21 protein-coding genes are annotated in these 25,632 nt (G+C 40.4%); 19 read left to right on the forward strand and 2 right to left on the reverse strand.

What is annotated here, in order from left to right; translation table 11 throughout:
- Nucleotides 1–8: 8 nt before the first annotated feature.
- From AC3ANV_RS05190 to nagA, 11 genes are all read left to right on the forward strand, one after another.
- Nucleotides 9–638: a D-sedoheptulose-7-phosphate isomerase gene (locus tag AC3ANV_RS05190; protein WP_488312603.1), complete on the forward strand. Its 630-nt coding sequence runs from the start codon at nucleotides 9–11 to the stop codon at nucleotides 636–638.
- Nucleotides 635–1,612 carry an ROK family protein gene (locus AC3ANV_RS05195; RefSeq protein WP_488312604.1) on the forward strand — a complete coding sequence of 326 codons (978 nt, stop codon included), beginning with the start codon at nucleotides 635–637 and terminating at the stop codon, nucleotides 1,610–1,612. The genes AC3ANV_RS05190 and AC3ANV_RS05195 overlap by 4 nt, the downstream gene beginning before the upstream one ends.
- A 36-nt stretch (nucleotides 1,613–1,648) precedes the next feature.
- Nucleotides 1,649–3,802 carry a Sip1-related alpha-galactosidase gene (locus tag AC3ANV_RS05200; protein WP_488312605.1) on the forward strand — a complete coding sequence of 718 codons (2,154 nt, stop codon included), beginning with the start codon at nucleotides 1,649–1,651 and terminating at the stop codon, nucleotides 3,800–3,802.
- Between the two features lie 19 nt (nucleotides 3,803–3,821).
- Nucleotides 3,822–6,974, forward strand: coding sequence for an FAD-dependent oxidoreductase (locus tag AC3ANV_RS05205; protein WP_488312606.1), 3,153 nt, complete (start codon nucleotides 3,822–3,824; stop codon nucleotides 6,972–6,974).
- Nucleotides 6,975–7,011: 37 nt separating this feature from the next.
- Entirely contained in the window at nucleotides 7,012–8,355 is a 1,344-nt protein-coding gene (locus tag AC3ANV_RS05210; protein ID WP_488312607.1) for a GH1 family beta-glucosidase, read from the forward strand.
- Nucleotides 8,356–8,362: 7 nt separating this feature from the next.
- On the forward strand, nucleotides 8,363–10,246 hold the full coding sequence (locus tag AC3ANV_RS05215) for a beta-N-acetylhexosaminidase (RefSeq protein ID WP_488312608.1): 1,884 nt from the start codon (nucleotides 8,363–8,365) through the stop codon (nucleotides 10,244–10,246).
- A 12-nt stretch (nucleotides 10,247–10,258) separates the two neighbouring features.
- The gene (locus AC3ANV_RS05220) at nucleotides 10,259–11,752 is read left to right on the forward strand and encodes an FGGY-family carbohydrate kinase (protein WP_488312609.1); all 1,494 of its coding nucleotides are present in this window, start codon (nucleotides 10,259–10,261) and stop codon (nucleotides 11,750–11,752) included.
- Nucleotides 11,753–11,788: 36 nt separating this feature from the next.
- Nucleotides 11,789–12,868 carry a GNAT family N-acetyltransferase gene (locus tag AC3ANV_RS05225; RefSeq protein WP_488312610.1) on the forward strand — a complete coding sequence of 360 codons (1,080 nt, stop codon included), beginning with the start codon at nucleotides 11,789–11,791 and terminating at the stop codon, nucleotides 12,866–12,868.
- Between the two features lie 75 nt (nucleotides 12,869–12,943).
- Complete coding sequence (locus tag AC3ANV_RS05230; RefSeq protein WP_488312611.1) at nucleotides 12,944–13,762, forward strand: sugar phosphate isomerase/epimerase family protein; 819 nt, start codon at nucleotides 12,944–12,946, stop codon at nucleotides 13,760–13,762.
- Nucleotides 13,763–13,790: 28 nt separating this feature from the next.
- Entirely contained in the window at nucleotides 13,791–14,768 is a 978-nt protein-coding gene (locus AC3ANV_RS05235; RefSeq protein ID WP_488312612.1) for a Gfo/Idh/MocA family protein, read from the forward strand.
- A 26-nt stretch (nucleotides 14,769–14,794) separates the two neighbouring features.
- Nucleotides 14,795–15,949, forward strand: a complete 1,155-nt coding sequence (gene nagA, locus AC3ANV_RS05240; RefSeq protein ID WP_488312613.1) for an N-acetylglucosamine-6-phosphate deacetylase — start codon at nucleotides 14,795–14,797, stop codon at nucleotides 15,947–15,949.
- A 79-nt stretch (nucleotides 15,950–16,028) separates the two neighbouring features.
- On the opposite strand, the gene AC3ANV_RS05245 is transcribed toward nagA, so the two are convergent.
- Together AC3ANV_RS05245 and AC3ANV_RS05250 are read right to left on the reverse strand one after the other, a co-directional pair.
- Nucleotides 16,029–16,832 carry a sugar phosphate isomerase/epimerase family protein gene (locus AC3ANV_RS05245; protein ID WP_488312614.1) on the reverse strand — a complete coding sequence of 268 codons (804 nt, stop codon included), beginning with the start codon at nucleotides 16,830–16,832 and terminating at the stop codon, nucleotides 16,029–16,031.
- Entirely contained in the window at nucleotides 16,829–17,917 is a 1,089-nt protein-coding gene (locus AC3ANV_RS05250) for a Gfo/Idh/MocA family protein (protein WP_488312615.1), read from the reverse strand. Before AC3ANV_RS05250 ends, AC3ANV_RS05245 begins: the two co-directional genes overlap by 4 nt.
- A gap of 124 nt (nucleotides 17,918–18,041) precedes the next feature.
- On the opposite strand from AC3ANV_RS05250, the gene AC3ANV_RS05255 reads away from it, so the two are divergent.
- From AC3ANV_RS05255 to AC3ANV_RS05290, 8 genes are all read left to right on the forward strand, one after another.
- Nucleotides 18,042–18,890 (forward strand): cupin domain-containing protein, encoded by an 849-nt coding sequence (locus tag AC3ANV_RS05255; RefSeq protein ID WP_488312616.1) that lies wholly within the window; start codon nucleotides 18,042–18,044, stop codon nucleotides 18,888–18,890.
- Nucleotides 18,891–18,916: 26 nt separating this feature from the next.
- Nucleotides 18,917–19,501, forward strand: coding sequence for a YesL family protein (locus AC3ANV_RS05260; protein ID WP_488312617.1), 585 nt, complete (start codon nucleotides 18,917–18,919; stop codon nucleotides 19,499–19,501).
- 276 nt (nucleotides 19,502–19,777) lie between these two features.
- Entirely contained in the window at nucleotides 19,778–21,118 is a 1,341-nt protein-coding gene (locus tag AC3ANV_RS05265; protein ID WP_488312618.1) for an ABC transporter substrate-binding protein, read from the forward strand.
- A 79-nt stretch (nucleotides 21,119–21,197) separates the two neighbouring features.
- The gene (locus AC3ANV_RS05270; RefSeq protein WP_488312619.1) at nucleotides 21,198–22,172 is read left to right on the forward strand and encodes a carbohydrate ABC transporter permease; all 975 of its coding nucleotides are present in this window, start codon (nucleotides 21,198–21,200) and stop codon (nucleotides 22,170–22,172) included.
- Complete coding sequence (locus AC3ANV_RS05275; RefSeq protein ID WP_488312620.1) at nucleotides 22,169–23,044, forward strand: carbohydrate ABC transporter permease; 876 nt, start codon at nucleotides 22,169–22,171, stop codon at nucleotides 23,042–23,044. Before AC3ANV_RS05270 ends, AC3ANV_RS05275 begins: the two co-directional genes overlap by 4 nt.
- Before the next feature lie 35 nt (nucleotides 23,045–23,079).
- Nucleotides 23,080–24,102, forward strand: a complete 1,023-nt coding sequence (locus tag AC3ANV_RS05280; RefSeq protein WP_488312621.1) for an ROK family protein — start codon at nucleotides 23,080–23,082, stop codon at nucleotides 24,100–24,102.
- Entirely contained in the window at nucleotides 24,083–24,667 is a 585-nt protein-coding gene (locus AC3ANV_RS05285; protein ID WP_488312622.1) for an SIS domain-containing protein, read from the forward strand. The genes AC3ANV_RS05280 and AC3ANV_RS05285 overlap by 20 nt, the downstream gene beginning before the upstream one ends.
- Nucleotides 24,668–24,704: 37 nt before the next feature.
- Nucleotides 24,705–25,625, forward strand: a complete 921-nt coding sequence (locus AC3ANV_RS05290) for a class II fructose-bisphosphate aldolase (protein WP_488312623.1) — start codon at nucleotides 24,705–24,707, stop codon at nucleotides 25,623–25,625.
- Nucleotides 25,626–25,632 lie beyond the last annotated feature (7 nt).

A 25,632-nucleotide genomic window follows, 5' to 3' on the forward strand; every position in this document is an offset into this window, starting at 1 on the left:
ATGTTGAAATGAATAAGCGATTAGAAAATCTATTTGAGAAATATCCTGAATTAATAGAATGTCAAACAAGTATTGAGGCTGCCTTTGAAGCAATCAAACAGGCCTATCAGTCGGGAGGAAAGGTTCTCCTTGCAGGAAATGGCGGCAGTGCAGCTGACTGTGATCATGTGGTGGGCGAATTGATGAAAGGTTTCATGTTAAAACGCCCTTTGGCACAAGAGATGAGAGAGAAATTATTGGCAGCTTCAGGAGGGGATGAATACTTAGTTGAACATTTGCAAGGGGCGCTGCCGGCAATCTCCCTTGTCAGTCAAACAGCCCTTATGACAGCATTCTCCAATGATGTTGCCCCGGACATGGTTTTTGCACAACAAGTATATGGCTATGGAAAAGCAGGCGATGTCTTTATCGGATTTAGTACATCCGGAAAATCAAAGAATATTAACCATGCTGTAAAAGTTGCTAAGGGACTGGGGTTAGTAACCATCGGGCTCACTGGTAAAAGTGGCGGGACGTTAAAAGAGTTATGTGATGTAACCATTACTGTCCCATATGATTCCACACCGGAAATTCAGGAAAGACATCTTCCAATCTATCACTCCCTTTGTTTAATGCTAGAGGAGGCATTTTTTGCATGAAGCCCGTACTGGCCGGTTTAGATATTGGGGGCACAAAGTGCGCCGTTGTCATAGGAATCGAAGAAAATCATGGAATGGAGTTAGTTGCAAAATATAGCTTTCCAACTCCGGATACACCTGAAAAAGCACTTGGTCTAATGATGGACGGGTTAGAAAAATTGTTGGCGGAGCAAAAGGGTTTTGAATTAAAGGCGATCGGAATTAGCTGTGGCGGACCGCTTGACAGTAAAAATGGCCTTATACTTTCACCGCCAAATTTACCGAACTGGGATAGAATTGATATCGTGTCACCTTTGCGTGAACGTTTTCAAGTCCCGGTTTCAGTCCAAAATGATGCCAATGCTTGTGCCTTGGCGGAGTGGAAGTGGGGAGCTGGAAAAGGTGCGGACAACATGATTTTTCTAACCTTTGGTACGGGGATGGGTGCGGGCTTTATATTGAATGGACGATTATATACAGGAACAAATGATATGGCTGGTGAGGTTGGCCATATTCGTTTAGAAGATGCCGGCCCAATCGGCTATGGAAAAGCAGGCTCATTTGAAGGCTTTTGCAGTGGCGGCGGAATTGCCCGCCTGGCTCAAGTTAAGGTCAAAGAGTGGATGGTACAGGGGAAAACAACTTCCATTTGTTCTTCCCATGATGATATTGCTGAGATTTCCGCAAAAACAGTAGGGGAAGCCGCACAAGCAGGTGATGAGCTTGCCAATGAAGTGTATCAAATTGTAGGCAAGAAATTAGGGCGAGGAATAGCATTGCTAGTGGATATGCTTAATCCCGAAAAAATTGTTATCGGCAGCATCTATTTACGGCAGGAAAATTTGTTAAAACCAATCGTCATGGAAGAACTTCAAAAAGAGGCACTTTCCTATTCCCTCGGGGTCTGCACTGTCGTACCATCGGGATTAAAAGAAAGTGTTGGAGATTTAGCTTCTCTTTCTGTTGCCAAATATGCGTTAGAGATAAAAGGATAAGGGGTCTGCCCCAAATAAGGGCTAAAGGAGCATACTATGTTTCAATTCCAGCAAAAACAAGATGAGCAAAAATGTCTTTTGAATAATGAGACGATTTTCTCCGGAATTCAAGTCTCTATCAATCTTAATCATCAGGCAAATCAATGTTTAAATTTTAAATCTTCAGAAGAAATTATGGGAGAAGACCAGCTTGGTGTATATAAAGAAAATCGTTATGAATTTCATGATGGATTAGAATCAATTTACGCGACAGTAAGATTCCGTTGTTACGATTCATTTATCACCACCTTCGTTGATGCATCTATAAAAAATGAAGAATTATTCAAAAAACAAGTCTTTTTTTCGCCTCAGCATGCAATCAATATTACCCTTAAGAACATGCTGAATGAGTATGAGATTATGGCGAATTACCAGCATAAAGACTGGTGGACTCGCCCTTATTTTACGAAAGACATCCATGAAGTACCTGAACGTACACAATCCTTGCTTCTAAAAAATGAGCAAAGTTATTATCATATGCTGCCTGTTTGCGATGAAGTGACACGGACAGATTTAGTGGGGACGGAAGAGGGCTTGCAAATCTCCATTTCTCCATTCCATGGCGGCTATGATCATATATCTGCATTTGCATTCATTTTAGGTACTGCAACCAACCCATTTCATTTAGTGAATGAAACTGTTAAGGCGGCCTTAACTGCAGGTGGTCATAGAACCCTCCAGCGGGAAGAAAAAAAATATCCGGAAATCTTGGATTACTTAGGCTGGTGCAGCTGGGATGCTTTTTATCATGCGGTAAATGAGGAAGGAATTCTAACAAAAGCAGAAGAATTAAAACAAAAAAATATCCCTGTCAAATGGATGATGATTGATGACGGTTGGTCTGAGGTTGATGGAAAGAAACTCCAATCATTTAATGCGGACCAAGAGAAATTTCCGAATGGATTAGCCAATACGGTTTCATTACTGAAGAAGAAATATGGTGTGAACTGGGTGGGAGTATGGCACACCCTTGCAGGTTACTGGGAAGGGATTGCACCAAAAGGTCCATTAGCTAAAACGTTAGATAGGCATTTATATAAAACAAAGAATGGAAGCCTCATTCCTTCACCGATTGCGGAAGAGGGTTTTGGTTTTTGGCATGCATGGCATTCTAAATTGAAAAAAGATGGAATTGATTTCGTTAAGGTAGACAGTCAAAGCGCCATCGCCAACTTTATGGCGAATAACCAATCGGTTGGTGAGGCAGCAAGCGGGGCACATACGGCACTTGAAGCATCATGTTCCTTACATTTTGATAATACTGTAATCAATTGTATGGGAATGGCAGAGGAGAATATTTGGCACCGTCCATACTCCGCTGTCTCACGTAATAGTGATGATTTTGTCCCGCAAGAAGCAAGTAGCTTCAAAGAGCATGCCTTACAAAATGCATATAACTCCCTTTACCATGGTGCTTTTTATTGGGGCGATTGGGATATGTATTGGACACAAAACCATGATGATTTACAAAATATGATTTTACGAGTGGTTAGCGGCGGCCCGATTTATTTTAGTGATGCAGTTGATCAAACAAATCCGGAAATGATTTGGCCGCTAATTTATCAGAATGGACGGATTATTCGTTGTGAACAACCTGGAGTTCCAACAGAAGATTGTCTATTTATTGATCCAATGAAAACGAAAATGCCGCTAAAAATATGGAATACATGTAAAGGTGCAGGAGTTGTCGCTGCGTTTAATATTAATGAAGGAACTGACGCCGTACATGGTTCCATCGGCCCTAGTGATGTTCCAAATTTAGCTGGTGAAACGTTTGTCATTTTTGACGTGTTAACAAAGAGCCACTGGATATTGAACAAAGAAGAACGCATTGAGATCAAATTAGCTGAAAACGGCGTTTCCTTATATTTAATCACTCCTTTCCAAGATTCCGTTACACCAATTGGCCTTCTAAATAAGCTGATTTGTAATGATGGGATAGAAACTATATGGGACATGGAAAAAGAAATGAAGGTAACCTTAAAAGAAGGCGGTATCTTTGCGTTCTTGTCTGAAAGAGAACCTCTAAAAGCTACGGTCAATGGTGAATTAGTATTGATTCAACAAGATTCTCTAAATCCGCAGCTTTTTACCATTGATTGTAATAATGCACAAGGCGAAGTGCTTGTTGAGATTGAAAAAGCACATTAATTTGAAGGGGGCTATGGTTGTGGATAATCAGCAATTGCCTGCCCAAGAGATTCCTATTTTGGCGGAGGTGGATGTTGCCGTTATTGGAGGAACCTTCGCCGGTTTAGCGAGTGCATTACAATTCGCCAATCAAGGTAAGCAAGTGATGGTAGTTGAATCAAGGACTTATTTGGGAAGTGAAATGACAGCGACACTTAGTCCTTGGATGAATCGATTTGAGAAACAATGTTCCAAAATAATTGAAACATGTGCAGAGACCTGTGGGAAAACCTTAATTAATGGAAGCTCGCACTCGGTCGTTTTCCATGTCGATCAATTGAAAATACGGCTTGAAGAGGAATTATTAGCAGCAGGTGTGCAATTATTGTATACATCATTGCCAATAGGACTTACTCGCTTTGATGGCAATTGGCATGGTTTAGTTATTGCTAATAAATCCGGCAGGCAATTAATCCGCTGTCAAGGAATTGTCGATGCAACCGAAACTGCCATTACCGCATTTTTGTCCGGTGAACCGGTGAAAGATTCAATTAAGGGAGAAAAAGCCTGCTATAAACGTGTTTTAGAGTTTACCAATGTTCTAGAGATGGATCAACAAGAAATAACGGTTCCCTTAGGATTAGGAATAAAAGATAATAAAGTGCAGCTCTACCCCGGCTATCATGAAAATGGTCATTTCTATGTTGAATACCAAATGTTATTACAAGCGGAAAACAGCCTAGAAGGAAATCAGTTTCGTGAAGCAGCAGCACAAAAACTGGGAATTTCTCTTACAGAATATCTTGTTCACGAGGTTCCGTCGTTTCATAAAGCGTTGCTATGTGCTAGCTCCAATGAATTAAAAGGTCCATATTTAGTGAATGAGAATGAAGAAGACATTCAATCTCGACAACAAGTGCAAATTCAAAAACTAGTAATAAACTATCCTAATACATGGTGTTTTTATAAAGATTTTTTTGAGAATAACAATGCGGGGTGGCTTGATCCTGTAATAGGGGCAGCTTATGGTGAACAGTTTGCAGATTTAGTAAAAAATTTCACTTTAGAAAATAATCAGAGTGATATACAGCTAAAAAATCCTCTATCCAAAGTGGATTCTGCTTATGAAATGAGAATTCCTGTTGATTTTTTAGACCGGAAACTTAATTTCGGGAACGTTCCTGCTCAAGAAATTTTCCTCTCTAAAAAAGCTGATGTACTCGTTTCAGGAGCCGGATCAAGCGGAGGTTCAGCAGCCATTGTTTCAGCACAAGAAGGAATGAATACCATCCTGGTTGACCTTAACCCGGGTCTTGGCGGCACTGGTACTTTTGGCGGCGTCGACAGCTATTGGTTTGGGAAGCGTCATGGATATGCTGGGAAAATTACGAAGCGAGTTCATGATATACAGAAAAGAATGAAGTATAAGGGGCATAAATGGAATATTGAAGCAAAAAAATATGCCCTTTTAGAAACAGCTGAACGTTTAGGAATCGAAATGTTATTCAACACCATTACCTTTGGAGCCATAATGAAGGGAACTCGTGTATGCGGCTGCATTACAGCAACCAAGTGGGGTGTGTGTTCGATTATAGCGGACTGTGTCATTGATGCCACCGGTGATGGTGACCTTGCTGCATTTGCCGGAGCAGAATTCGTATATGGTTCTGTTCGCGATAATGTAGTGATGTGGTATTCGCTGGCTCAATATAATACACCGGGTAAATTGCAGAATAACTTCACCAGTATGGTGAACGTATCTGATGTGCAGGACTACACAAGGGCGATTTTGGCAGGGAGAAGAAGATGGAGTAATGACGTTGATGGATGTCATGATCATGGAATTTATGTTGCCCCCCGTGAAAGCCGCCATATTGTTGGTGACGTTGTTATGAATATGAGTGATCAATTACTGCAGCGAAGCTGGCCCGATGTCATTAATATTCATTTTAGCAACCATGATATGAAAGGTATCAGTGAGGCGAACTGGTTACATGCCGGTTTGATCCCGCCAAACCTTGAAATAGAAATCCCATTCCGAATGCTTTTACCAAAAGGGCTTGATGGAATACTAGTGGTTGGTAAAGCGATCTCCGCCACACATGATGCATTACCTGCCATCCGCATGCAATCGGATTTGGAAAATCTGGGTGGTATTGCAGCCCTAGCTGCTGCTATGGCTTTGAAAGAAAACAAATATCCCAGACAGCTGGACTGTCGCCTCTTACAAGAAAGAATCGTAAAAGAAGAGTTAATGCCTGAAAGAATTTTAACGAGGAAACTAGCGGCAATTCATTACACTGATGAAGAACTAATGACACTGATTAGTTCAATCGAAGTGGATGAGCCTCTATATGAATACTCCAATATGCGGATGAATGAAATCTATCAAAAGCGAATACCATTTGTTGAGATTTGTACGGCAGGGAAACGGATTATCCCTTACCTTAAAAAAGCATATGAAGACTCGGAAGGAATTCGCAAGGTTCGAATCGCACAGGCGTTGGCCATGTATGAATCAACAGTAGGTGTACCAACATTAATTTCAGAAATAATGACCATGCTTCAAGGGCAACACTTGCCGAAAAGGACTGCGGATATTTTGTATGTGACAATGCCGCCTGATCATGGCGCCATGCCGGATGTCTGTTATTTACTCTACTCATTAGGACTTACCAGGGATAGACGGAGTATTGAGGTTTGGCAGCGTGTGGCTGATATATTGCATCCTTCAGAGGAAGATTTTAAAGATTCGATGGCGGGAATCTTCTATTATATACACGCTATCTGCGTTGGAGCTGAAAGATTAGGAGATAGGAATGCCATTCCGGTCCTTATGCAGTTACTGCAAATTCAATATGTAAATAATCAACACTGTTATCAAGGCCATCAGGCTGATTACTTTCTTGAAAGACGATCTATCCTTGAATTAGCCGTTGGCCGGGCATTAGCTAGATGCGGAAGTGCAAAAGGGTATGAAATCTTAATCAATTATCTTGATGATGTCCGTTCCCTCCTTAGCAAGCAGGCACATACAGAATTAATGCGGTTAAGTGCCACGGATTTTCAAAAAGACATCAAGGCTTGGAGAAATTGGCTCGAAAAAGAAAAAGCTAATCTGAAACCAATACCCTACATTGAACAGACAGATCTTGTTGAAGAGAATGAAACAATTTCGAGAAAAGTCTTTTAGTGGTTCACTAAGATACTTTTGAAAGGAGTTAATTATTATGGCAATTATTACATTTCCGAAAGATTTTCGCTTAGGTGTGTCGACAGCTTCCTATCAAATTGAAGGTGCCTATAACGAAGATGGAAGAGGCATGTCGATTTGGGATACGTTTAGCCGCATTCCCGGTAAAGTCCGGAATGGGGATAATGGTGACATCGCTTGCGACAGCTACCATCGAATGGATGAAGATATTGCGTTATTAAAGGAATTAGGTGTAAACACTTATCGTTTCTCTATTGCTTGGCCGAGGATTTTTCCAAATGGGAGGGGAGAAGTCAATCAAAAGGGTTTCGATCATTACCATCAATTTGTTGATAAGCTCTTAGAAAACGGAATAGAACCGCTTTGTACCATTTATCATTGGGACCTGCCGCAGGCACTTCAGGATGAAGGCGGCTGGAAGAATCGGCAAACAATTGAGGCTTTTGTCGAGTACTCAGACTTATTGTTCCGTGAGTTTTCAGGAAAAATCAAATCATGGTTAACGATAAATGAGCCATGGTGTGTGTCATTTTTAGGTTATTTCATTGGTGAACAAGCACCGGGAGAACAAAATCTGCAAACGGCTCTAAATGTCGCCCATCACTTATTACTTGCCCATGGAAAAGCGGTTAAACGTTTTAAAGAGCTTGGAATCCCTGGAGAAATTGGTTTTGCGCCGAATGTTACTTGGTATGAGCCCTTTAGTAACCGACCGGAGGATATTGAGGCATGCAGACGCTTATCTGCCTGGTTTTTGGAATGGTTCTTCGATCCTGTATTTAAAGGTACATACCCGCAAATATTAGTTGATTGGTTTGCCAAAAAAGGTGCAAAGGTAAACATCGAGGAAGGTGATATGGAAATCATTTCTCAGCCTATCGATATTTTAGGAATCAATTATTATACGGGGACGGTTTCAAGATATAAAGAAGGTCAGGGAACGTTTGATTGTGAACATGTTGATATCGGATTTGATCAAACGGACCTAGGATTTATCATTTATCCTGAAGGGTTTTATAAAGTTTTAATGGATATTAAAAATAAATATGGTGATGTTCCTATTTACATTACTGAAAATGGAGCAACTTACAATCAAGACCCTATAGATGGGCGTGTTCGTGATGATAAACGCATCAAATACTTAAAGCAGCACTTAACAGAAATAAGCAGAGCCATTTCTTCCGGCGTGAATCTCAAAGGCTATTGTATTTGGTCATTGCTGGATAACTATGAATGGGCATATGGATACAGCATGCGTTTTGGTCTTGTTCATGTCGACTATCAAACATTAAAAAGAACGAAAAAAGATAGCTTTTATTGGTACAGTAAATTGAATCAAAACTATTGGTTTGAGGTGTAGTTCTGATATGAAAATTCACTTTTATGGTGATCTTACTTTTCTTGAACAGGGAATAGAAATTATCTGTAAAGAGCTTGGCATTGAACGAAGTGGGGAAGGCTTCCCAATCCTTGTCAAACAAATGGCCGGTCCTTTAAAGGTAAGCTGCCGGCAAAATAGCGGTGAAATTTCCTTTCAAGAGAAAATCCATTTCTTCCGGGCATTAGGCTTATGGTTACAAGAGTTTAAGGAACGAGATGAATTCCAATTGAGTGAAAAGCCGCATTTTAAAACCAATGGTGTCATGGTCGATGTTTCCCGTAATGCCGTTATGACTGTAGAAGGAATACAAACTCTGCTTCGGAAGATGGCTTTAATGGGTTTGAATCTTGTCATGATGTATACAGAGGATACCTTTACAGTCGAAAAATATCCTTATTTCGGATATATGCGCGGGCGATACAGTGAAATGGAATTACGGGCATGTGATGAATATGCAAATCTCTTTGGAATTGAAATGGTTCCATGTATTCAAACACTCGGCCATTTAACCGAGGCACTGAAGTGGAATTATGCTGCAAAAATGAAAGATACTTCCGATATTTTACTAGTTGGCAATGATGAAACCTATCTATTTATTGAGGAACTATTGAAGGCCGCATCCGGGCCATTTCGCAGCAAGCGTATTCATATTGGTATGGATGAGGCGCATCAGCTTGGGTTAGGAAAATATTTAGAACAGCATGGGTATCAAAAGCGCTTCTCAATAATGAATGAGCATCTGCATAAGGTGGTGGAGCTGGCAGAAAAGCTGTCGTTAAAACCGATGATTTGGAGCGATATGTATTTTCGGCTTGGTTCGAAAACCGGGAATTATTATGACCTGAATGCCCAAATACCGGAAGATGTAATAAAAGGTATGCCGAAGGATGTCCAGTTTGTTTATTGGGATTACTACCATACAGATGAAGAATTTTATCGGACCTTTTTGCAAAAGCATAAAGAGTTTGGCTCCGAGCCGATTTTTGCTGGAGGTGTCTGGACATGGAACGGAATCGCCCCAAACTATGGAAAAACCATTGCAACTACCATTCCGGCCTTGGAAGCATGTAAAAAAGAGGGAATCACTGAAGTGTTCGCAACGATGTGGGGGGATAACGGGGCAGAAACAAATCCATTCGCCGGCTTGGCTGGGCTGCAGCTATTTGCCGAACATGGTTATGGAAATGAAGTAACTCAAGAAAAATTAGCAAAACGCTTTTCATTCTGTACCGGTGGAAATTGGGATGATTTTCTTGCTTTGAATGAATTTGATGAGACCCCCGGGGTTTCAAAGGATAATCTGCATGAATCACATCCATCTAAATTTTTGTTGTGGCAAGATGTTTTACTAGGTTTATATGATGAAAATATTCGCTCCTTGCCGTTACCTGAACATTATGCAAATCTAGCCTCACGAGTAGAAAAAGCAATTGAACGAAATAAAAACTGGCAGGAGATATTCAGCTTTTACAAGCAACTTGCTAATGTTTTAAGTGTTAAGGCGAATTTAGGAATCAAAATAAAAGAAGCTTATGATCGAAAAAATAAAGAGGAACTCATTCATTTAAAAGAGGAACTTCCTTTATTGAGAACGATGATAGATGACCTGCGGAAGCTGCACCGTTCCTTATGGTTTTCAACCTTAAAGCCTTTTGGCTGGGAGATCCTTGATATACGTTACGGAGGAGTTTTATCACGATTAGAATCAGCTGAGTATCGACTTCAGCAATGGCTTAATGGCGATATTAATGATATCGATGAATTGGAAGAAGAACGGCTTTATTTTGACGCTCCATGGATTATGCCTCAAGGTGCATTGGGAAGAAATACGTATCATCGGATTGTTACCGCGGGAAGCTTTTCTGTATAGGGGGGGCTAGTTGTGTTTTTAGCAATAGATATAGGTACCACAAATCTTAAGGCAGGTTTATTTGAAGAGAATGGTAGATTAATTACTTTATCTATCAGGCAAACACACTATATAAATCATAAGGAAGGAAATTCGTTTATACCTGCGCAGAAACTTTGGAACTCGGTCGCAGAATTAATCCGGGAAACGATTGAAAAAGCGGGAAGTCCGCTAATTAGAGCTGTTAGTATTACGAGTATGGCTGAGAGCGGGCTGTTACTAAACTGGGAAACCGGAAGGCCGGCATCAAATATTATCCCATGGTTTGATTCTTCCTCCATAAAGCAAGCTGGTTTCATAGAGGGAGAGATTGATACGTTTGAACAATTCTGCCATACAGGACTTCATCTGTCCTATAAATATGGACTTTCGAAGCTGCTTTGGCTTCGTGAATATGATAGCGCTCTCTTCAATCATAAGGTAGTATGGTTATCGGTTTCTTCCTATATAGCTTATTGCCTAACAGGCGTAATTGCAGAGGAACGAACATTGGCGGCACGGACTTATGTTTATCAAATCGGCAGAGATAAATGGAACGAGGAATTGATTGGTCATTTTGGGCTAAGTCCCAATCTTTTCCCTCGTGTGACTCATTGTTTAGATTCTATTGGAGAAGTCAAACAGGAATTTATCAACCTCGGATTAGATTCGAATACGAATGTTTATATTGCCGGGCATGATCATGTTAGTTCTTCATTAGCAGCTGGGATAGTTTCGCCGGGCAATGTTTATAATTCCATGGGAACAGCTGAGACATTGGTTGGTACGTTTTCGAAGCGAGAACTTGGAATTGAAGATTACATTTCCGGATTATCGTTTGGCATACATCCCCTTGAAGATATGTATTTTTGGATGGGTGGACATTCTTCATCCGGCGGGTCTGTTGAATGGATGCGTGATATTCTCGGGGACGACCGCTTAACCTACTCCGAAATTAATCATTATTTAGAAATGGCAGGGGACGATCCAAGTGGAATTATTTTTTACCCGTATTTAACCGGCAGTGGTGCACCGACCAACAACCCGAATGCAAGATCAGCATTCCTTGGATTAAACAAAAATCATGGAAAAACCGAACTTCTTAAAGCAGTAATTGAAGGGAATGCCTACCAGATGGAAATGATTCGGGAGAAGGCGGAGAAAACGACGGGAATGACCATTAACAGAATGAGTGTGATTGGCGGCGGAGTGCGTAATCCACATTGGATCAAAATAAAAGCAACTATTTCAGGCAGTGAACTCGTCCTTCCGGATATTTCAGAAGCAGCGCTTAGTGGTGCAGCTTTAATTGCGGCAACCGGTGAAGGGATATTCCCATCATTAAGGGATGCCGTTAAAAACTCATTAAAGAATACCGAACAAGTGGTTCAGCCGGACAAAGAAAAATATCACGAATATCGTAACATTTATGAAAAGCAGTATAAACCGATCAGTAAATTGATTGAACAACTGTCGTTTATCAATTAAGAAAAATGACTCTTGATAGATGAAGAGGAGAACAAAATGATAGAATTTCGATTGCTAAAATCTGATGAATTCCCAAAAGCTATCGCATTAGCTGACAAAACGTTTCGGGATGATGAGCATGCATCAATGGGGGAGGCATTTCCACAGGTATTTTCAGCTGCTCTTAACCAATCATATGGTGCATTTATCAACGATGAATTAGTCTCTTTTATTGGTTTAGTCCCTTCCGTCATCCATTTAGGAACTGCAGAAGTTCAAGCCTATTCAATCGGGGCTGTTTGTACACATCCAAATCATCGAAAGAAAGGCTATGCCTCCATTTTATTAGAGAAGGTAATCGCCCATGTTCAAAGAGCTAAAGCTTCTATTATATTTGTATCTGGAAATTTGCCAATCTATATAAAAGCAGGGTGTTCCTCCTATGGGAAATTGAATAAATACGAGCTACAAAAAGGAGATTTACCAGAAACAGAAGACCATTCTATTCGAGAATTCCTTCCGTTTGATTGGTTTGATTTACGCAGGTTAAACCACACTCATAAAGTTTACTTTGAGCAAAGTATAGCTGATATGGCCATCCTTAATCAGTCCAAAGGCTTTGCTAGTATTCATAAAATGGCGCACAAGATTTTGGTAGCGGAAGCGGGAAATAAAATGCAAGGGTTTGTCGTTTTGGGCGTTTCTCTTTCTTCTTTAGAAGAAACCGGAGCTCGAGTCATTGAATGGGGAGGGGACCCTCAAGCTATTTGTGCTCTATTAGCAAAATCGTTCGAACATGGAGTAAAATCGTTGAAAATATCGATTCCTTCATATGAACGTGAGCTTAATAGAATCCTAAATTCTATAGAGAAAACAGTTTCACCTTTTCCGGGGACCGTTAAGATCTCGGACCTAAATTTGTTGCTTACGCAGCTGGATCCCTACTTAAAAGGAAAAATAGAAATTGTAGATGTTGATGGAAGCCATAAAAAACTGATGTTCAATCAAAACCTGATGATTGTAGACAACGCTTCTTTGGAAAAATTAATCCTTCAAGGAGATCCTAATTTGGATGGTTATTTAAACAAAATTTTTCCTATTCCACTCCCATTTCCTGAAGGGCTAAATTACGTTTAATCATAGGCAGCTAGTCTACTTAATTTACAACTTTGTGTTCTGGAATTTTATTCTATTAAAATATGAGGTGGTTTCATGATTATCGGTTTTCAATCAGCCAATTACTTTGCGCGATCAACCAACTATCAAACAAGTATGGACGAATGGGGAGCTGCAGAAAGAAAAGTAATCGAAAATTTTAGTCTGACGGAGTTTGAAAGGATTTGCAGTGATATTCAAGGTGCTGGATTTCAGCATATGGAATTATGGATGGGTCATGCGTTTCCCAAGTTTATGACCCCCTATTTGGCAGATGAATTAAAGGCGATATGGCAGCGGCATGGGTTAAATGTTTATTCTTATTCGTGTTCCCTTGGGGACCCGGTAAGGTATCATAGATGGACCCGACTTTGTTTTGAAACAGCAAAAATGCTGGGAATAGACATGATCACAAGTGGAATTTCGAAAGAGTCTGCTCCAATCATCTATTCTTTATGTAATGAGTACGGATTAAAGGTGGCAGTTGAAAATCATCCCGAAAAGAGTCCTGATGAGATTAAAGCTGTTATTGGCGATTATGGAGATTTAATTGGTGCTGCAGTTGATACAGGATGGTTTGGTACACAGGGCTTTTTTGCCCCTGAAGCACTTTGGCAATTAAAAGATTCGCTTTTAAACGTTCATTTAAAGGATGTTAAGGAAGCAGGGGAGCACCATCCCGTTGCTCTTGGTTCAGGTATTGTCAATATTGCGGAATGTGTACAGGCTTTGAAGGAAATGGACTACAGAAAAACGGCTTCGATTGAACAAGAGTCCGGGGACCATGATCCAACGGATGATTGCGCAGAGGCTTTAAAATGGATAAACGGTTTGCTTGAAAGTAGTTCGTTTGCAGCCAATACAATTAGAAAATAACAACACTTTAATAAGGAGAGGGATAAAAATGGTGCGTTTAGCAGTGGTTGGTACAGGCTGGCAGGGTCAAGGCCATTTAAATACGATGAATGAAATAGAAGATATCCAGGTTGTCGGTGTATGTGACCTTAATGAAGAGATGTTGAAGAAGGCCGCAGCCAAATTTGGAATAAAAGGATTTAACAACTATGTTGAAATGTTGGAAGAAACCCATCCTGATGGAGTTATCATTTGTACACCGCCTGAAGTGCGGGAGTTCTTAGTTCGTGAGGCTGCCGAACGTGGAATCCATTGTTTTATAGAGAAACCACCTGCAAAAAATCTTGAAATGGCGAAAAAAGTAGATGAAATATTAGATCGTACAGGAGTCATTAATAGTGTTGGATTTATGTACCGTTACAGCGGGGCAGTGGAGAAGACAAGAGAGTTAATTGCCGGCAAAAGAGTTGCGCTAGTAAGAAGTGCCATGCTTGATGGGCTTGCACTTAGACCCAATTGGCCGCGCTGGTTTTTCGATAAAGAACGTTCCGGTGGACCGGCATTCGACCAAGCCATTCACATCTTTGATTTATCGCGATACCTGCTGGGGGAAGTCGATCAAGTAACGGGGTATCAAGAAAATCTGATTGTCTCAAAGTCAGATGATTTTACGATTGAAGATAGCTTCAGTCTGACGATGAAATATACCAATGGTATCTTACAAACACATACCCATACTTGGTCATATCCGGGTGTTGTTACCCAAATTGAACTGATCTCCGATGAATTGCATTTAACCCTTGACCTTGTCAAAGGGATTGTCAGCGGCCAGGTGGATGAAACGAAAGTCTTTTTTGAATCAAAGGATGATGCATTATACCGTCTTGAGCTGGAAGCATTTGCAAAGGCGATAGCTGAGAATAATCCAGACCTCGTACTATCAACCTATAAAGATAGCATTCGCTCACTTCAGGTCGCATTAAAAGCGGTTGAAACACTGGAAACAGGTGTAAAAGTTAAGCTTTAGTAGAAATATAAGGGGGTATCAAATTAATGAATACTACGTTAGTTTATAATGTTCAATTGTTATCCGATAAGGAACCGGAACCCGGATGCATTTTTATACGGAATGGCCAAATAGTATCCATTCATCATGCTAACGATGTCCCTAATATTTCAGCTGATACTAAGATTGATGGAAACGGCCATCTTCTCATTCCGGGAATGATTGATGTCCATATTCATGGTGCAGAAGGATATGACATGATGGATGGCACGATTCAGAGTGTGGAGGCCGTATCCAAGGCATGTGCCCGGACTGGATGCACCTCCTTCTTAGCTACATCGGTTTCTTCCTCATTAGATGATCTGCTTAAAATGATTACGAATGTAAAAGAAGTAGCTGGCAGAGAACCCGGAGCGCAAATTATTGGAATTCACGTCGAAGGACCGTATTTAAATGTGAAACGTAAGGGTATGCAAAATGTAAGCTATTTACGGCATCCTGACCTGGAAGAAATGAAAATAATCAAACAGAATTCAGGCCCTCTACTACGAATGGTGACGCTGGCACCAGAGCTGCCGGGGGGGATTGAAATGATTGGTTATTTAAAGAAGCAAGGGATCATTGCAGCAATTGCCCACTCCGATGCAACTTATGAGGAGGCGAGACAAGCATTTCAAAAAGGCGCCAGTCATGTTACCCATTGTTTTAATGGGATGCGTCCCATTCATCATCGAGACCCCGGCCTTGTCATCGCCGCATTTGAGGAAAGCAGCGTTAGTGTTCAGGCCATCGTGGATGATGGCCATCTTCATCCTGCTATCGTTAGACTGTTATATCGGGAAAAGGGTCCTGACAAAATGGTCCTGATTACAGATGCTCTCCAAGCTATGGGGATGGGTGATGGAACATATTTATTCGGTGGACATGAGGTTAAGGTGAGAGATGGAGTTGCTAAGCTGGCTGACGGTACGTTGGCATCAAGTACAGTGACGATGAATGAGGCATTGGCAAAAACAGTTCAGTCGGGAATTCCTTTAAGGGATGCCGTGATGATGGCGACACAAACACCGGCTACTATACTTGGATTGGAAAAGAAAGGGCGGATTGAACCTGGTGCTGATGCTGACTTAGTTCTATTAAACAAGCGATTCGAGGTTTTGTGGACAATTGTAAATGGAAAAATGGTTTATCGCCGGGATTAGGAGAGCATGGTAAGGTGCTCAATTGATTGGCTCATTTTAATAAGGCATGAACGAATTGGTTCATGCCTTATCATGTAAATTATTTTGAATCCGGGAGGAAACTCTTTAAATAGTTTATTGAACGTTGAACATCCTCCGTCATTGTTCGAGCAGGGTTAGTGCTTTGCGGATGCCAAAGTTCGAGTGCCAGCCAGCCATCATAGCGGGCTTGAGCTAAAGAATCCATCAGGGAAGCGAAATCAATCTCACCTTCTAGCAAGTCTTCAGAAGGGATATTTCCAATTTGGTTACGCAAATGAAGAGCAGAAATCCGATTAGGATAATTTTTTATCCATTCAATGGGATTGCAGCCGGATACATAAGCCCAGCCTGTATCAACACAAAGTCCAACACTTGTATCTGCATATTCGATGACCGATCTCAGGTCTCCTGTGGCTTGGAGGCTGTCAGCTGCATGATTATGCAAACAAACCCTTAATCCCATTGGAGCAACCAGTTCGGAAATACGGGATAAGTTTTCACCTTGCAGCTTTAATTGTTCTTCCGACTTGGCCTCGGGATTTTTCCAACTGATGGGATCTGCATTTAACAGCAAATCAGAGCCTTCAGCACGGGCCAAACGCTCAGCGAATGGCAGCACGGTTCGTTCCACTTCAATAGTGTCGAATGGTACATGTAAAGGAAGACCGAGATAGGAGGCTGAAACGCCCAATCCATAGGAACGTGCCAATTTAAGTTTTTCAATATCAGCATCCATTTCTACTGCATTTAGGCCCGTTTCCGCACAAGCACGTAATATCTTGTCCAATTCGGGATTCTTGCTATCCATTTTCCAGCGCTCAATCCAGCCGTACAGATTAGATGAAAATCCTTGTATGTTCAAATTGTTACTCCCTTCCGGGTCATTTCGATTGTTTGTTTTTGCCCTGTTTTCTCGGCAATATAAATAGCTCCCAGGCAGCGGTAATTATCCAAAGCCTGCTGGTTAACGTTCGTGTGCGATGTTAATCCTCTCACTTTCCGATAAAAGTGATGTAGTGGGTTATCAAAAATGGTGTATTCACTCCGAGGTCCGGTTTCTATCTGTTCCTCAACAATTTTCCCTTGGTGATCATAACGGCGGAAGATCGGCTGCCTTGAATCAAATGGAGTCCACCTGACAGAGCCGAGTGTACCTTCGATTTCAGCTCTTACGTACTCTTCACCATGTGTACATGACGCACGCTCATAATGAACGTGAATTGGATGGCTATCACTTGTGTAGGTCATGAAGGCACCAACATGTGTTTCCACATCGTATGGTGTATCGCAGGGATCAATTTCTGTAATCGGCTTGGCAATCCAAGCAGCATTTATTTCAATTTTGCTAGGATTCAGGATGTCATTTAACGTGGCAAAGTCGTAAGGTCCCCAATCCATAAGGACACCTCCGCCGCTTTGTGTTGAATCTAGAAACCAGCGGCTTGAGGGCTGGTATTCAATTCCTGAGCGGCTGCGTTCCCATTTGTTAACAAATGTAACGTGATAGATGTCACCAAGTAAGCCGGAGCGGATTACTTCCTTAACGGCTTCCATGTGAGGCATACCTTTAAATCGTACGCTGCAACATCCTAATAATCGATTCCGCTCTTCTGCCATTTGAATCATATTTTGAGCTTGTAAATAATTCATTGCAAGAGGTTTTTCACAAAGGACATGGCGGCCGGACTCGAGTGCCAGCTTTGCTGGATCAAAATGCGCTAATGGGGGTGTACTGATGATCACGATATCATCGTTTTCCGCGGCCTCAGAGTTAAGCATTTCCTTGATATCAGTGAAACCAATTGCCTCAGGAAATTGGTTACAAAACGCAGATAGTGCAATAGGATTCGTATCAGCCACGCGCAATGGAATGAATTCAGAAAGTTTTTTTGCAGCTTCCGCATGGGTACGCCCGATTACGCCTGCTCCTATGATATATAGTCTCAAAATTCTCACCTCGGTTTTAATATGTTTAAACTCTAGCATAGTTAAAAAATTAAATTCTCCTCAAAATAAAGTGAAAACTTATCATTTTGTACAAAGAAAAATTTTTCGTTTAGGGGCGTTTACTATGTACGTAGAACATTTACAATTGCAGCGTTCGTTTGCGTTTTGCCGCGTTTGGGGGTCTGATGAGGAACATGATTTGCATGTTCATGATTGTTTAGAGATCGGAGTTGTGCTTAAAAATGAGCTGGACTATAGATTCAACCAGCATACCTACCCTGGCCGGCCGAGAGACATTTTTTTATGTCGTCCTTTCGAGCCGCACTGGAGTTTTGCCCGTCCTGATAGACCGTTTGAATGTATTCTTGTCCTTTTTACCCCCTCTGTAGTAAGTAAAATACCCGATGGAAATCAACTGCTCATGCCTTTTTACACCACACAAGGTGTAAAGCCTTTTATCCCTGGGAATACGGTTTATGCTCGGGCGATTAGGGAGGCTGCGGTATCTGCGATGGAAGCACAGGAACGGGGAGAAGATACGTGGGTTACTCATCAATACATGTATTTAATTGATATATTACTGCAGGTGAATCGGTTTGTTAAAGAATCCATCCCTACTTCTGATTTGAAATGTCCGCTTTCAGAAATAGCTACAGCTGTTGGGTACATTTTGGACCATTATCAGGAGCCTCTTGATGCCGAAGCACTGCCGCGATCGGCAGGAATGGGGAGAACGATGTTTTTTAAAGAGTTCCGGAAGCTAACAGGGCTTACTCCAAATGAGTTTCTCAACCGGCTTCGCGTGCAAAGTACAATGGGTTTCATTCGTGCTACAAACCAAAGTATGGTGGACCTTGCCTATGCAAGCGGATTTCAGTCTTTGAGTACCTTCAACAAGCAATTTAAAAGATATACAGGTCTATCGCCTCGCGAGTATCGAAGGCTGGACCCAAGCTTCAATTTAAGTTTATAAAAAAATTTTTTTAGGAGAGGATCTTTATGGGCAAAAAGTTAATCGTTCGCATTATGAATTGGACATGGCGGCTTTCATGGATTAATGTATTGTGGTTATTATTTTCAGTGCCTGTTGTAACCATAATCCCTGCAACCTTTGCTATGTATTCGGTGGTAATTATGTTGATTAAGGAAGATGTCGAAGTAGATATATTACCTGCATTTAAAAATGCTTTTAAAAAATATATTATCAAAAGTTTTCCTCTTGGAATTGTTTTAGTGCTTATTGGGGTATTTTTGTATTTTGACTTGATGATCCTTAAGCAGCAAACAGAGAGTATATTGTTAATTTTACGCTACGCAATTCTAATCCTAACTATTTTATTTATTCCGATTGCTTGTTACAGTGTCCCGGTATTTATAGAATACGAGGTTACTTGGTATAAAGTGCTGCCGCTAGCATTTGTTTTGGCAATAAAAAAACCGGTCAATCTCCTTTTAGTAGTTTGTGGTATTATGGGGGTTTTGTTCCTGTTGTTATTTTCAACGGGCATTGGAGTTTTATTCTTTGGAAGTCTGTCTGCATTGTTCACGACAAAAGGGGCAATCTCAGGTTTAAGAAAGGGATAGAAGGGCAAGAATTGCTCCTCTTGTTTTAAAAAAAATAATTTTCAAAATATTATTGACAATGAAAGCGCAACCATAGATAATAAAGGCAAGTCAACACAATCCCACAATATACACTAATATTCCAAAATTGGAACGTTCCCAAAACCGCAAAACATCACAATATTGATTAAAAACCACAATAATTGTCGTTTTGGTAAACTTACAATCTAGTAAAAAACATAAGTTCCAGTGAGGTTGTGGATGACTTAAACATTTAAATTAAAAGGGGGAAAATGTATGAACGGTTTTAGAAAATCTTTCGCACTGGTATTAGTTTTAGTAATGGGATTAGCAACGTTCTTAGCTGGATGTGGAACAGACAAAGCATCAACTGCAACATCTAATAAAAGTGGCAACTCAAAAGATCAAGTCGTTGAACTGGATTTTTGGTCCTTTTGGGGATCTGCTATTCGTAAACCGATTATTGAAAAGATTGTCGATGACTTCAATAAATCCCAGAATAAAATCCACGTTAAATATACATATCTTCCATTTGGGGATATCTGGACAAAAGAGCTGGCTTCAGTAGCTGCCGGCCATCCGCCCGATGTAATCATCAATGATATTAACACAGTTCAACAACGCGCCCAAAAGAACCAAGTTCAAAGTTTAGCAGAATTTATTAAGAAGGATCCTAGTCTTAAAGATCAATATTTTCCTGAATTATGGAATGCAGTTCAAAAAGATGGAGTCCCATACGCACTGCCTTTTAACACCGATACACGTTTACTATTCTGGAACAAAGATTTATTTAAACAGGCCGGTTTAAATCCGGACCAACCTCCAAAAACATGGGATGAAATAAAGGAGTTTGCGAAAAAAATTGACCAAAAAAATGGAGATCGTTATACACGAATGGGATTCTTGCCAAGACAAGGCATCGATTCAGATGTTTGGATGTTTAATGCAACAGGTAACGGATTTTGGGATTTTAAACAAAATAAACCGGTTGTGAACGACTCTAAAGCTGTGGAAGCCCTTCAATGGGTTAGCGATTATGAACAGCAATATGGGGATAAGGTAATTAATACGTTTAAGGGCCAATTTGGTGATAACCAAACAGATCCATTTGTTTCCGGCAAAATCGGGATGGTTATCCAATCGGCAACTTCCTATACGAAGATTCGTGATTACGCTAAAGGAATGAATTTTGGTGTTGCCCCAATGCCTGAATTTAAACCTGGAAATGGTAATACTTCGTGGGGTGGCGGATTCGTAGCAGAAATACCAAAAGGTGCGAAACATGCGGAAGCATCTTACGAATTTATCAAATACTTGACTGGTGCAAAAGCACAAGAGTATTGGGCTGTTAAAAACTTCGACAATGTTGCGAATATTGAAGGTGCAAAAAATGCGGGTAAAAGTTCTGATTTATCTGAAAATGATAAACGTGTTTACAATTTAGCAGTAGAAAATATGAAACAAACCATCCTGACTCCAATCCCGGTTGAAGCGCCGGACTTTGTCAACTTAATCAAACCTGAGCTGGATAAAGCTTTGTTAGGAAGTAAAACTCCTAAACAGGCATTGAATGATGCCCAAAAAGCTGTTGAAAATTTGGTAAAAAGTACAAAATAAATCATTTATGTAAACAGGGAGTGAATTGAATTTTCGCTCCCTGATTACATAAATGTTCGAAGAGGAGGACGGAAAAACGATGCAAACTGAGATCGCGACTGAAACGAGTGCTAAACCAAAAGTAAAGAAATTAAAGATGACCCTTGAGCAAAAGGAAGGGCTGCAAGGATATATTTTCATCGGTCCATGGCTATTGGGATTTCTCCTTTTGACTGCCGGCCCAATGTTGTTCTCACTGTATGCCAGTTTTACGAACTATGATATAACCTCAAGAATGGATTTTATTGGATTAAAAAACTATTTCAGGATGTTTACCCAAGATGACCTTTTCTGGGTGTCGTTGGGGAATACCCTTTATTATGTTGCGATATCTGTACCTTTAACCACAATAGGAGCAGTATTATTGGCACTGTTATTAAATCAGGGGATACCGGGAATGAGGCTGTTCCGAACGATTTTTTATCTTCCTGCCGTATTATCAGGTGTCGGTGTTTACTTGCTATGGATGCAATTATTAAATCCGGATTCAGGTCTTGTCAATACCGTTTTATCTTGGGTGGGAATTACTGGTCCTGCCTGGTTATTTGATCCGCATTGGACGAAGCCGGCATTGATTTTTATGAAGCTCTGGAGTGTTGGCGGTGGAATGCTTTTGTTCCTAGCAAGTTTACAAGGGGTTTCTAAGTCGCTATATGAAGCGGCAGAGATAGATGGTGCGAATGCTTTTCACCGATTTAGACATATTACCTTACCGATGATTTCGCCTGTAATTTTCTTTGAAGTAGTTACAAGTATAATTGGAGGTTTCCAAGTTTTCCAAGAAGCTTACGTCATGACTAGTGGAAATGGTGGTACAACTACCTCCCTTGGTGGTCCGGCTAACTCCCTTGTCTTCTTTAACTTACACATGTTCGATAAAGCATTTAAAGTTTTTGATATGGGATATGCGATGGCCATGTCTTGGATCCTGTTTATCATTGTATTAATATTCACTGTAATTAACTTAAAATTAGCTCCTCGGTGGGTGCATTATGAAGGGGATGATCCGAAATGAGTGTAGCATCATATAAGAAAACCTCATACTTCGAAAGTGTAAAAGTTCGAAAAAAGATCTCACAAACCATAATCACAATTATTCTCATACTCGGAAGCCTGTTAATCTTGTCGCCTGTATGGTGGATGTTTGCGACATCAGTAAAAAGTATGGGAGAAATCATGCAATTTCCTCCAACCTTTATCCCAAAAGAATGGCATTTTGAAAATTACATTGAAACATGGAAGGCCGCTCCCTTTACACGCTATTTATTCAATACCTTGTTTATCACTCTCTGTGTTGTGATTGGAAACGTAGTCGCAAACTCTTTTATCGCTTATGGATTTGCCAAAATTCGCTTTAAGGGACGTAACTTTTTATTTGCAGCAGTCCTTGCAACCATGATGATTCCAGGGTTTGCTACGATGATTCCCCATTACGTCATGTATTCTAAATTAGGTTGGCTTAATACCTATCTTCCATTAATTTTGCCGGCGTTTTTTGGGAGCGCCTTTAATATCTTTTTAATCCGCCAATTTTTCTTAGGGATCCCGAATGAGTTGATCGAGGCAGCAAAAATTGATGGTGCCAGTCACTTCTATATCTGGTCAAGAATTATGCTTCCACTTGCTAAACCGGCAATCGCAACAGTAGCGATTTTCTCATTTAATGGTGCATGGAATGACTTCTTAGGCCCTTTACTTTATATCAACGATGATTCTCTTTATACATTACAACTGGGGCTTCAAGTGTTTAAAGGGCAGCTTGAAACACAATGGAACTATTTAATGGCAGGCTCTTTGCTGGTTTTACTTCCGGTGATTATTATCTTCTTCATTTTCCAGAGATATTTTATTGAGGGAATGAATTTATCGTCCGGATCAAAGGGTTAATATCTTAGGGATACAAGTCATAGGGGTGGATAAGCATGGATCAACCTGTTGTTATTGGGATGGATATAGGTGGTACCAAAACATTAGTCGGTTTAGTAAATTTACAGGGAAAGGTACTTGCAAAATATCAATTTCCTACAAATATAGATAGTCAGCCTGAAGAACATCTATTGAAATGTATTAAAGCTGCTCAGATGCTTTTAGTAGAAAAAACCATAAATGAAAAGTCCGTTTTAGGAATAGGTGTTAATGTCCCCGGGTTAGCAGATTCGATAAGAGGCATTCTCATCCATGCCCCATATTTAGAATGGCGAAATGTCATGGTACGGGAGATCGTTCAACAGTATTGTCCCGGTATAGCTGTACAAGTTGCTAATGATGTAAATGCTTGTGCTCTAGGTGAGCTCCTGTTTGGAAAAGCAAAAAAAATCGATGATTTCGTATGGGTCACCATAAGTACAGGAATCGGCGGGGGGATTATCGTTAATCGCCAGCTGGTAGAGGGAAACAGCTATATTTCAGGAGAGATAGGTCACTTCGTAGTTGAGTGGGAAAATGGTTTTCGATGTTCATGTGGAAATCGAGGATGCTTAGAAGCTTATAGTTCCGGAACAGCAATTGCTAACCAAGCAAAAATGAAAATAGAAAATGATAGAGAAGGAGAGCTTGCTGCCTATATTAATAGTAGAAACTTGTCCATTTCCGCTGAAAATTTGGCAAAAGCAGCATATGAAGGTGTCAAATCCGCATTAGAAATCTACCATTTGGCAGGGAATCAACTTGGAAGGGCCCTTTCATATGCTATTAATTTACTAAATCCCGGTGCAATCATTATTGGTGGCGGTGTAAGCCTGTCATTTGATTTGCTTGAAACCGGAATACGAGAAGTTCTTGGAACATCTGTTATAAGCGAGAAAAATAAAACGACCCCCATTTTTACAACAGGACTTGGATATGAAGCGGGATTGATTGGAGCAGCAAGCTTGGTTTTCTTGAAGGAAAATACGAGTAAATCTAATTGGAATGGGGGATCAGAAGATGTTTCAATCCTATTATAGTAATTACAAAAAAGAATTTCTGGAAACCGTTGATTCTTTGGATTTTGAGATGATTCACAAAATCTACCAAACGATGGAAGAAGCGAGAAACAATAATAAACAAATTTTCCTCATAGGAAACGGTGGCAGTGCCTCCAGTGCTTCCCATTGGGCCTGCGATTTTGCAAAAGGAGTTAATGTCGGGGCAAGTATCCGCTATCGGCTGATTGCTTTGACAGATAATAATCCCTTAATCACTGCATATGGAAATGATGTTGATTTTGAAGAGATCTTTGTTGAACAACTGAAAAATTTCCTGAAACCTGGTGATGTAGTGATTGGTTTATCTGTATCAGGCAGTTCAGAAAATATTGTCCGTGCTTTTCAGTACGCACAAGATAACGGGGCTATGACGATCTCATTAATCGGGAATCGCGGAGGAAAGATGAAAGATTTTTCAGATTTATCTCTTGTGATAGCATCTAACAATTATGGGGTTGTCGAAGATGTCCATATGTACGTGAACCATGTTATCTCTCAATATATTAAACAATCTAATCAAGAGAAAGCAATACAAATACGTTAGTCTAAAAAGGATTTTTTCAAACAAAGGAGAGTTAATTATGACAAAGCAAATAAAGCATAAGAATGTACTTACCTTAAAAGAAGCATTAGAAATGGCAGAACAATATGGATACGCCATTGGATCTTTCTCACCACGGTATACTCCGATGATTCGACCTGTCTTACGTGCAGGGGAAAAAACAAAATCTCCATTAATTGTCCAAATCTCACAAAAAGAGTTGGAGAGATATGGCATTACACCATTTGAATTCGGAGAAGAGTTTTATAAAGCGATAGAAGAAGAAAAAATCACCGTTCCTGTTGTCCTGCACCTTGACCATACAAAAACGTTTTCAGTGATTAAAGATGCGATTGAAGCAGGATTTACCTCTGTCATGATTGATGCGTCGGAAAAAGAGCTTTGGGAAAATATCTCTATTAGTAGGGTAGCTGTAGAATATGCCCATGCCAAGGGTGTGTCTGTGGAAGCGGAATTAGGAAAGATTGGGACTACTGATTTTGTTGAGACAGATAAAGATGAGGAACTTTATACTGACCCTAAAGAGGCGTTACAGTTTGTGAGCGAGACAAAATGTGATGCTTTAGCTGTTTCTGTTGGTACTGCACATGGAGTCTATAATGTGAGACAACCGAAAGTGGATATTGAACGATTAAAAGCGATTCGGGAACTTACTCCAGTTCATTTAGTCCTTCATGGAGGATCAGGTGTTCCTTCAGAAATGATAAATGAAGCAATAAAACTTCCTAGTGGCGGAATCAGTAAAGTAAATATTGCTACCGACTTAGAAATTTCATTACTTAAAGCAATATCCCGGGAAAAAAGTATGACGAATATGGAGTGCAAAGCTTTAACACCGGAACAGTTAGAGCTTGCGCAAAATGCGGTAGAAACTACTGTAGTTGAAAAAATTCAGGACTATTTGGGCAGTGCAAATCAAGCCGGAACATTCATTCTTTAAAATGGAG

Source organism: Neobacillus sp. DFD-2R (assembly GCF_057747865.1).

What these genes read in the sequence shown, in the direction of transcription:
- AC3ANV_RS05210 (WP_488312607.1), top strand. Translation starts at nt 7,012, where the DNA reads ATGGCAATTATTACATTTCCGAAAGATTTTCGCTTAGGTGTGTCGACA.
- AC3ANV_RS05190 (WP_488312603.1), top strand. Translation starts at nt 9, where the DNA reads ATGAATAAGCGATTAGAAAATCTATTTGAGAAATATCCTGAATTAATA.
- AC3ANV_RS05280 (WP_488312621.1), top strand. Translation starts at nt 23,080, where the DNA reads ATGGATCAACCTGTTGTTATTGGGATGGATATAGGTGGTACCAAAACA.
- AC3ANV_RS05225 (WP_488312610.1), top strand. Translation starts at nt 11,789, where the DNA reads ATGATAGAATTTCGATTGCTAAAATCTGATGAATTCCCAAAAGCTATC.
- AC3ANV_RS05285 (WP_488312622.1), top strand. Translation starts at nt 24,083, where the DNA reads ATGTTTCAATCCTATTATAGTAATTACAAAAAAGAATTTCTGGAAACC.
- nagA (WP_488312613.1), top strand. Translation starts at nt 14,795, where the DNA reads ATGAATACTACGTTAGTTTATAATGTTCAATTGTTATCCGATAAGGAA.
- AC3ANV_RS05195 (WP_488312604.1), top strand. Translation starts at nt 635, where the DNA reads ATGAAGCCCGTACTGGCCGGTTTAGATATTGGGGGCACAAAGTGCGCC.
- AC3ANV_RS05255 (WP_488312616.1), top strand. Translation starts at nt 18,042, where the DNA reads ATGTACGTAGAACATTTACAATTGCAGCGTTCGTTTGCGTTTTGCCGC.
- AC3ANV_RS05200 (WP_488312605.1), top strand. Translation starts at nt 1,649, where the DNA reads ATGTTTCAATTCCAGCAAAAACAAGATGAGCAAAAATGTCTTTTGAAT.
- AC3ANV_RS05260 (WP_488312617.1), top strand. Translation starts at nt 18,917, where the DNA reads ATGGGCAAAAAGTTAATCGTTCGCATTATGAATTGGACATGGCGGCTT.
- AC3ANV_RS05270 (WP_488312619.1), top strand. Translation starts at nt 21,198, where the DNA reads ATGCAAACTGAGATCGCGACTGAAACGAGTGCTAAACCAAAAGTAAAG.
- AC3ANV_RS05275 (WP_488312620.1), top strand. Translation starts at nt 22,169, where the DNA reads ATGAGTGTAGCATCATATAAGAAAACCTCATACTTCGAAAGTGTAAAA.
- AC3ANV_RS05230 (WP_488312611.1), top strand. Translation starts at nt 12,944, where the DNA reads ATGATTATCGGTTTTCAATCAGCCAATTACTTTGCGCGATCAACCAAC.
- AC3ANV_RS05215 (WP_488312608.1), top strand. Translation starts at nt 8,363, where the DNA reads ATGAAAATTCACTTTTATGGTGATCTTACTTTTCTTGAACAGGGAATA.
- AC3ANV_RS05265 (WP_488312618.1), top strand. Translation starts at nt 19,778, where the DNA reads ATGAACGGTTTTAGAAAATCTTTCGCACTGGTATTAGTTTTAGTAATG.
- AC3ANV_RS05290 (WP_488312623.1), top strand. Translation starts at nt 24,705, where the DNA reads ATGACAAAGCAAATAAAGCATAAGAATGTACTTACCTTAAAAGAAGCA.
- AC3ANV_RS05235 (WP_488312612.1), top strand. Translation starts at nt 13,791, where the DNA reads ATGGTGCGTTTAGCAGTGGTTGGTACAGGCTGGCAGGGTCAAGGCCAT.